This is a genomic window from Desulfatitalea alkaliphila (assembly GCF_022968795.1).
GTDB lineage: Bacteria > Desulfobacterota > Desulfobacteria > Desulfobacterales > Desulfosarcinaceae > Desulfatitalea > Desulfatitalea alkaliphila.
Genome location: NZ_JALJRB010000042.1, coordinates 20,925 through 27,122 on the forward strand (window position 1 = coordinate 20,925; position 6,198 = coordinate 27,122).

The window sequence follows — 6,198 nt, forward strand, 5'->3', positions numbered from 1 at the left end:
GCGCCGGATCATGAAGTCTTCCCTTCCGTGATTTGTCTCTGTGAATCAGGGCTTTTCAGCAACGTCATCGGTTGTACGCTCCCCCCTGCCCTTCCATTATTGCCGGCTTGCACGAATGACCAGCGGATCGCCGGCAATGACGGCGACCAGAGGCTTATCATGCGCTTTGCCGGCGGCATGCCAGTGGTCGAAGGCAACATAGGTCTGCTGTTCGCGCATCAGTCGCCGGCGCTGTGGATCAGCCACATGCCATCGGCCCTTATGGAAGAATTCGGCCCAATTATGATAGTCGCCCAAATCCAGCACGGTGTTTCGGGGGCAGACGAAGCCGCCCACCACGCGGGCTGGAATGGCGCTGGCACGGCAAAGCGCCACGAACAAACAGGCGAACTCGGTGCAGTCGCCCTGCTGGTGGTCGATGGCGTAAAGGGCGCCGCGGGCCTGCCGGACATAACCGATGTCGTCGATCTGCTTGCTGACCCAATCGAAGATATTCTCGATGGTTTGCAACGGCTTCGGCGCCGCAAGAACTGCTGCCTGGGCAATGATGCGCGGATGATCCGATTCGATGAACGGTTCGGGTTGCAAATATGTGCTCAGGTCCCGTTGCGCCGGCTTGCGGGGCGTTTCCCAAAGGTTGAGAGCACTTCTGATGGTGACGATTTTGGTGGCAAAAGGAGGGAAGATTTCCCACTCAAAGAGCAGTGCGTCTTCTGTTGCAAAACCTTGCGGATCTCTCGGAATTACTTGATAGGAGTGATCGGACCGAATATGCAAACGCTGCTGAAAGGCCGTTTCCGATGCCGGACAACCGACCTGTATAGAAGCATTACGAATCGCCTGGTTGGATGGGTTGTGCACACTAAAATTATAGCTTAAGTGGACCATCACTGGTGCCGGCGGTGGTCCGGTCTTCATCACAACCACGAATACGCCCGCTGCCGAAAGCAGCGCCGTAATGGCGACTACGAAATGTAATGCGCCTATCTTTCCTCGCGGAAAAGACATGGTTCACCATCCCGGAATAATAGTCCCGGTGCATGTGGCATGCACTACAATCCCCGAACCGTATCAACCAACCGCTAGAATGAAGCCTAACAAGTAAAAAAAGCCTTGGGGGGGGGGATGACCTTGCGAAGGGTCGAGACGTCGAGTACTTTATTTCGACACCAATCGCAACCCTTTTTTGCGACAATTGACGTTCATCCAAATCGATGACGACTGTCCGATAGTAGTAACTATCCGATCATAAAAAGATAATGTACTGAACAGTTGCATTCGTCATCGATTGTCAGCCTGGCATTCGAGGGACGATACTGCAAGACATGGAAGCCGCCAATTGTGGCGTGACTCTCGGCTCAAACGGGTTGGCAGGGCTGCCCATTGAGATGGATATCAAAAATTCCGTTAAGATTTTCAAGCAGGCGTTCCGGGGGGCCCGGCAGCACGATGAAATCCGCGCGCCGACCCGACACCAGGCTGCCGCGGTTTTGCAGCCCCATGAGGCGGGCGGCGTTGCGGGTGGCGCAGCGGATGGCCGCGGGGAGGGACAGGCCGGCGTCCATGAGCAGAAGCAATTCTTCCCGGACGGCTTGTCCGTGGTGCACCCCGTGACTGCCGGCGTCGGTGCCAAGGGCGATGAAGACACCCAAATCGTGGGCCTGGCGAATCTGGTCCAGTTGGTGGTCCAGGGTGCGGCGGGCCACGTCCCGTTGCTCTTGGGTCAGGCCTTCGGCGCGGGCCAGGGCGGCCATGGGTACGGCGGTGGGCACCCAGGTGACGGACCGGTCGGCCATGCGGCGCAGGTTGTCCGGGCCCATGAAGTAGCCGTGTTCGATGGAATCGCAACCGGCTTCCAAGGCCAGGCGCACGGGCAGGTCGCCGTTGGCGTGGACCATGACCGGTTTGCCGGCGGCATGGGCGGTTCGCACCGCCATTTGCAAATCGCTTGCGGAGAATTGGGGGCCGCCGACCGGGCCGCATCGTTTCAAACTGTTGATGCCCGACTGGAGAATTTTGAGGTGGTCGATGGTTGCCAGATGGGGGGTAATGGCTTCGGCCAGCGATTGGCCCGGCGCGGGGTGGCGGCCGATCATGGCGCCGTAGCGGCCCGCGGCATGCCATGCCCAGCCGGGGGTGAGAACGGTGACGGACGGTTCGGTTGCCAATCGGCCATCCATTTTGCTGTGCAGAATCGCCGCGCTGCGGTCGCCGCCGTCCCGCACGGCGGAAATGCCCCACTTGCGATGTGCGCCAAGGTGGTGTTGTGCGGTGGCAACGACCTGATCCGGGGAGGCTTGCAGTTGGGCGGCGCGGATTTCGGGATCTTCGCTGCCGGAAAAGGCCAGATGCACGTGGGCATCCATGAGTGCCGGCAGCACGGTGGCCCGGGAAAGATCGCGCACCTCGGCGGCCGGCGGATGATCCGGCTGAAGGGCGGTGATGCGCCCGTCCCGGATCTCCATGACCACATTTTGCCGCGGGGGCCCTCCCCGGCCGTCGATGAGCCGGCCAATGCGCAGCCACCGGGCTGCGGGCGGGGAGTTGTCCGGTGCACCGCTCATGGTTGGTCCGGTTGTTCCAGCAGCGCCCGGCGCAGCAGGTCCAGGGCGATCATGGCAAAGAGCCGTTTGTTCATCAAGCGCTGACCGAAGGAGAGGGTCACGGTGCGGCTGCGGGTGCCCATGGGGCCGTCCAGGCCGATACAGAGGGTGCCGACCGGCTTTTCGGCGGTGCCGCCGCCGGGCCCGGCGATGCCCGAGGTGGCCAGGCCGTAGGTGGCGCCGGCGATCCGGCGGGCGCCGCGGGCCATGCTTTGGGCGGTGGTTTCGTGCACGGCGCCGTACTGTTCGAGGGTTTCGGGTTCCACACCCAACACTTGAATCTTGCTTGGATTGGCATAGGTTACGGCGCCGAAAAGGAAGTAATCGGAGGACCCGGCAATGTTGGTCAGCCAGTTGGCGATGAGTCCCCCGGTGCAGCTTTCGGCCAGCGCCAGGGTAGCGTTTTGCTGCCGCAGCAGGGCGCCCACTTCTTCTGCCATGGTGCCTTCCCGGAGGGAAAAGACATTGATGCCCAGGGCTTCGGACACCCACCGGGCGGCACCGTCCAGCATGCGTCCGCCTTGCGCTTCGTCCGGGGTGTTGAGGTAGAGTTTGACCTGGATCTCGGGAAACTTGGCACGCAAACCCAGCTTGATGTCGGGAAAGTATTGGTGGATGGCGGCCACCTTCTCGCCCACTACGCTCTCGGGCAATCCAAAGGTGGAAATCACCCTGGTCAATCGAAAATCACGCACAGCCCCCTGCATGGTGTGCAGATCGGGCAGCACCTGCTCTTGCAGCATGCGGCGCATTTCGTGGGGCACGCCGGGAAGAAAATAGAAAGCACAGCCGCCGATGACGACGCGAAACCCCGGCGCGGTGCCGATGGGGTTGGGCAGCCGGCGGGCGCCTTCGGGAAACATGGCCTGCTTGCGGTTGGACGCTGTCATGGGGCGGCCGCGGCGCGTGAAGTAAGCCTCGATCTCCTCCAGGGCCTGCTGGTCCAACACCAATCCGACGCCCAGGGCCCGGGCGGCCGCGGCGGCGCTCAAGTCATCTTCCGTCGGTCCCAAGCCGCCGGTGACCACCGCCACCTCGGCCCGCGCGCCGATTTCGTGCAGCAGCGCCACCAGCACCGGCAGGTCATCGCCCACCGCATGGTGACGGGTCACTTCGATGCCGGCCTGTTCCAACTGGTCGGCGATATGGGCGGAATTGCTGTCCACCAGGGCACCGGTGCGAATTTCGTCACCGGTGGCCACGATTTCAGCGCGCATGGTCACACCTCCTCGCATGTGTCTCCCCGGCAACGGCACCTTGCAACTTCTGCCTGCCCTCCGGCAACACGGCGATAAGCGTTTGCCATGGTGTGTACCTGTCGAGGGGCCGGCGGTTCTCGCTTCCTTGCAACTCGATCCGAGCCGCGAACCAGCCGTTTCCGGATGAACACCAACAAAAAAGCCCGCGTCGGCAACGCGGGCTTTGTCTCGATTGCAACTGAAGGCGGCAACCGCATTCGATCCGCCTACCGCACAAGCCCACCAAGGGTCTATACCCCCGGCGCACCGAAAACGCAACCGTTGCCCGGTGCGCGCCCGGGCAATCGCTTGCAGAAATCAGGTGGAAAAGATTGTGATCCGGTCGCCATGGTCCTATGCCGCCTTCCCCTGGCGGGCAGCTTTGCGTGTTAAGAGTTTTAAGCAATAAATTCGTTTTGTTGGATGTGTGTGCAGGGGGTGCCGGGGTAGCACCGGCGACTGGTTGCCCGTGGCCGAAGGCCAAGAGGATTTCACAAAATCCGCGTCAACCGTACACCCACCGCCCGGTTCGACAGATACCGGGCGGTCCTGTGCCCAGGTAGCCGGACCAGCGGCAACCGGATTGTTTGCGCATGTGGCATGAACGCTATCCGCCTTGCGGTTGCGGCAGTAATGCGCATGACTGGGAAGGTTGCAATAACGAAGGCCAAGAAATCGGCACACCATCCAACTACCTGACCAATGGCAACAGGAGATCATGATAACCGAAACCTGTCCTTTTGGCCAGTCATCCGCTGCCCGTATGCTCAAGAGCGCCGAGAGAACCGCTTATCACCTGATCCAGGAGGGCAGGCTACGGGCCATCCGGGTGGCTGGCCAGGTCCTATGCATCCCCGAAACGGCCTTCAATAAAGACTTTGAATGCCATGGCGCGGATCCGGATGAGGGGCTTCGCTCGCCACGTCAGACGCAATAGCGGAGTTCAAGGCATCAAAGGAATAGCTAAAGCTTTTACCCGACCCAACAGCAGCCCGTCAAAGCATTACTGCCAGTTCACCTGATCCCAGTTTCCGTTGTCCCATGTGGCGGCAATCTCCGGGTTGCTCAGGTTCGTATCGCTTGAGCTGGTGCTCCCATCCCCGCATCCAGAGAGCATCGACAGGGTCAACAACAAGATTGCGATACGGTACAGGGCCTTTGTAATAGATGCTGTGATGGTTACCATGTGCCCCATCCTCCTATAGCCATAGGCCAGGGATACAGTACGTCTGGGGTATCAGGCGCCGTTACTCCTTGTAATCCGAGCACTACGCCATAGTATCCGAGAGCCGTGTTTTCCCTCCCTCCGCTGACGCTGCTGTGAATACCGGAGGCCGTGTTACTATACCCTCCGCTGACGCTGGCATAATCTCCAGAAATAGTGTTAAAGTGTCCTGCAACCAGACCGCCGTATTGCGAGTAGTTGAGTGCATCGCCCACCACGATGTTGTGGGATCCTCCTCGATCATTGCTGTCACCACCTCTCAACGCATTGTAACCTACAATCAGATTACCGGTCCCGTTTACCCACCCGGGTGCCCCTGCAAAGCCGTTGACGATCTGGAGGTTGACACCTGTGAATCTGGCGGTCTCCTGCCCGGTGTTGGGATCGGTAATCAACCCCAGGATGTTGTGCAGTGCCAGCACCGTATTGCCTTCAAGGCCGTCAACCCTCGCTGCCAGGTCCGCATTCTGGCTCGTCATGTCGTCAATCTGGTTCTGCAGGGCTGCGTTCTCAGCGGCAAGATTATTAGTCTGGGTCTGCAACCCGGTAACTGTTGCGGACAACTGGGAAACACGAGTGTCGGTGGCTGCCGAGCCCGAGGAAAGGCCGTTGTAGAGGCTTATCAACTCATTATCCTGGCTTTGCAGCGCAGTCACTCTTGCTTGCAAGGTGGCGTTGCTGGTCGTCAAATCGGCCACCTTGGTCTGCAGGGTTGTGTTCATTGCGGTTAATTCAGCGCTCTGGGTTTGAAGCGAAGCTACCGTCGCCTGAAGTGCGGCAAGCGCAGCCTCCAAGGCTTCGATACGTCCGTGGTTATCGTTGGTGGCGGTTTTCAGGGCATCGAAGTTGGCGTTGACTTCGGCAGCCCTGGCCGGAGTGCCAGAAACAAAGGTGTGAGGGATGGTAACAACATTTGCATGGGTCGCGGGGACGAGGATAAAAAAGGCAACGACAAGCAGAACCAGAAAACGGGCAGGTGGACGCATCTTGGGACTCCTTTGCAGTAAGGCTATAAGCAACAACTATCTCCACAGCATCTCAGATCGGCTGACATCTATAGGGATCATAAGTCCTACAGGAGCGGATTTTTCAATTTCCGAATACGGAATCTGTCAATGAAAATGGGACACTG

General features: G+C 59.7%; 5 protein-coding genes. All 5 read right to left on the minus strand.

The window, feature by feature from the left end; translation table 11 throughout:
- Positions 1-96: 96 nt before the first annotated feature.
- Complete coding sequence (locus tag MRX98_RS20995) at positions 97-1,008, minus strand: transglutaminase-like domain-containing protein (protein ID WP_246914826.1); 912 nt, start codon at positions 1,006-1,008, stop codon at positions 97-99.
- A 350-nt stretch (positions 1,009-1,358) separates the two neighbouring features.
- The gene (locus MRX98_RS21000; protein WP_246914830.1) at positions 1,359-2,564 is read right to left on the minus strand and encodes an amidohydrolase family protein; all 1,206 of its coding nucleotides are present in this window, start codon (positions 2,562-2,564) and stop codon (positions 1,359-1,361) included.
- On the minus strand, positions 2,561-3,820 hold the full coding sequence (locus tag MRX98_RS21005; protein ID WP_246914833.1) for a competence/damage-inducible protein A: 1,260 nt from the start codon (positions 3,818-3,820) through the stop codon (positions 2,561-2,563). The genes MRX98_RS21000 and MRX98_RS21005 overlap by 4 nt, the downstream gene beginning before the upstream one ends.
- Before the next feature lie 1,024 nt (positions 3,821-4,844).
- Positions 4,845-5,027 (minus strand): hypothetical protein, encoded by a 183-nt coding sequence (locus MRX98_RS21010; RefSeq protein ID WP_246914836.1) that lies wholly within the window; start codon positions 5,025-5,027, stop codon positions 4,845-4,847.
- A complete protein-coding gene (locus tag MRX98_RS21015) occupies positions 5,021-6,052 on the minus strand; it encodes a hypothetical protein (protein WP_246914839.1) in 1,032 nt (343 codons plus the stop codon). Before MRX98_RS21015 ends, MRX98_RS21010 begins: the two co-directional genes overlap by 7 nt.
- Positions 6,053-6,198: the final 146 nt, after the last annotated feature.

What these genes read in the sequence shown, in the direction of transcription:
- MRX98_RS20995 (WP_246914826.1), bottom strand. Translation starts at nt 1,008, where the DNA reads ATGTCTTTTCCGCGAGGAAAGATAGGCGCATTACATTTCGTAGTCGCC.
- MRX98_RS21005 (WP_246914833.1), bottom strand. Translation starts at nt 3,820, where the DNA reads ATGCGCGCTGAAATCGTGGCCACCGGTGACGAAATTCGCACCGGTGCC.
- MRX98_RS21000 (WP_246914830.1), bottom strand. Translation starts at nt 2,564, where the DNA reads ATGAGCGGTGCACCGGACAACTCCCCGCCCGCAGCCCGGTGGCTGCGC.
- MRX98_RS21010 (WP_246914836.1), bottom strand. Translation starts at nt 5,027, where the DNA reads ATGGTAACCATCACAGCATCTATTACAAAGGCCCTGTACCGTATCGCA.
- MRX98_RS21015 (WP_246914839.1), bottom strand. Translation starts at nt 6,052, where the DNA reads ATGCGTCCACCTGCCCGTTTTCTGGTTCTGCTTGTCGTTGCCTTTTTT.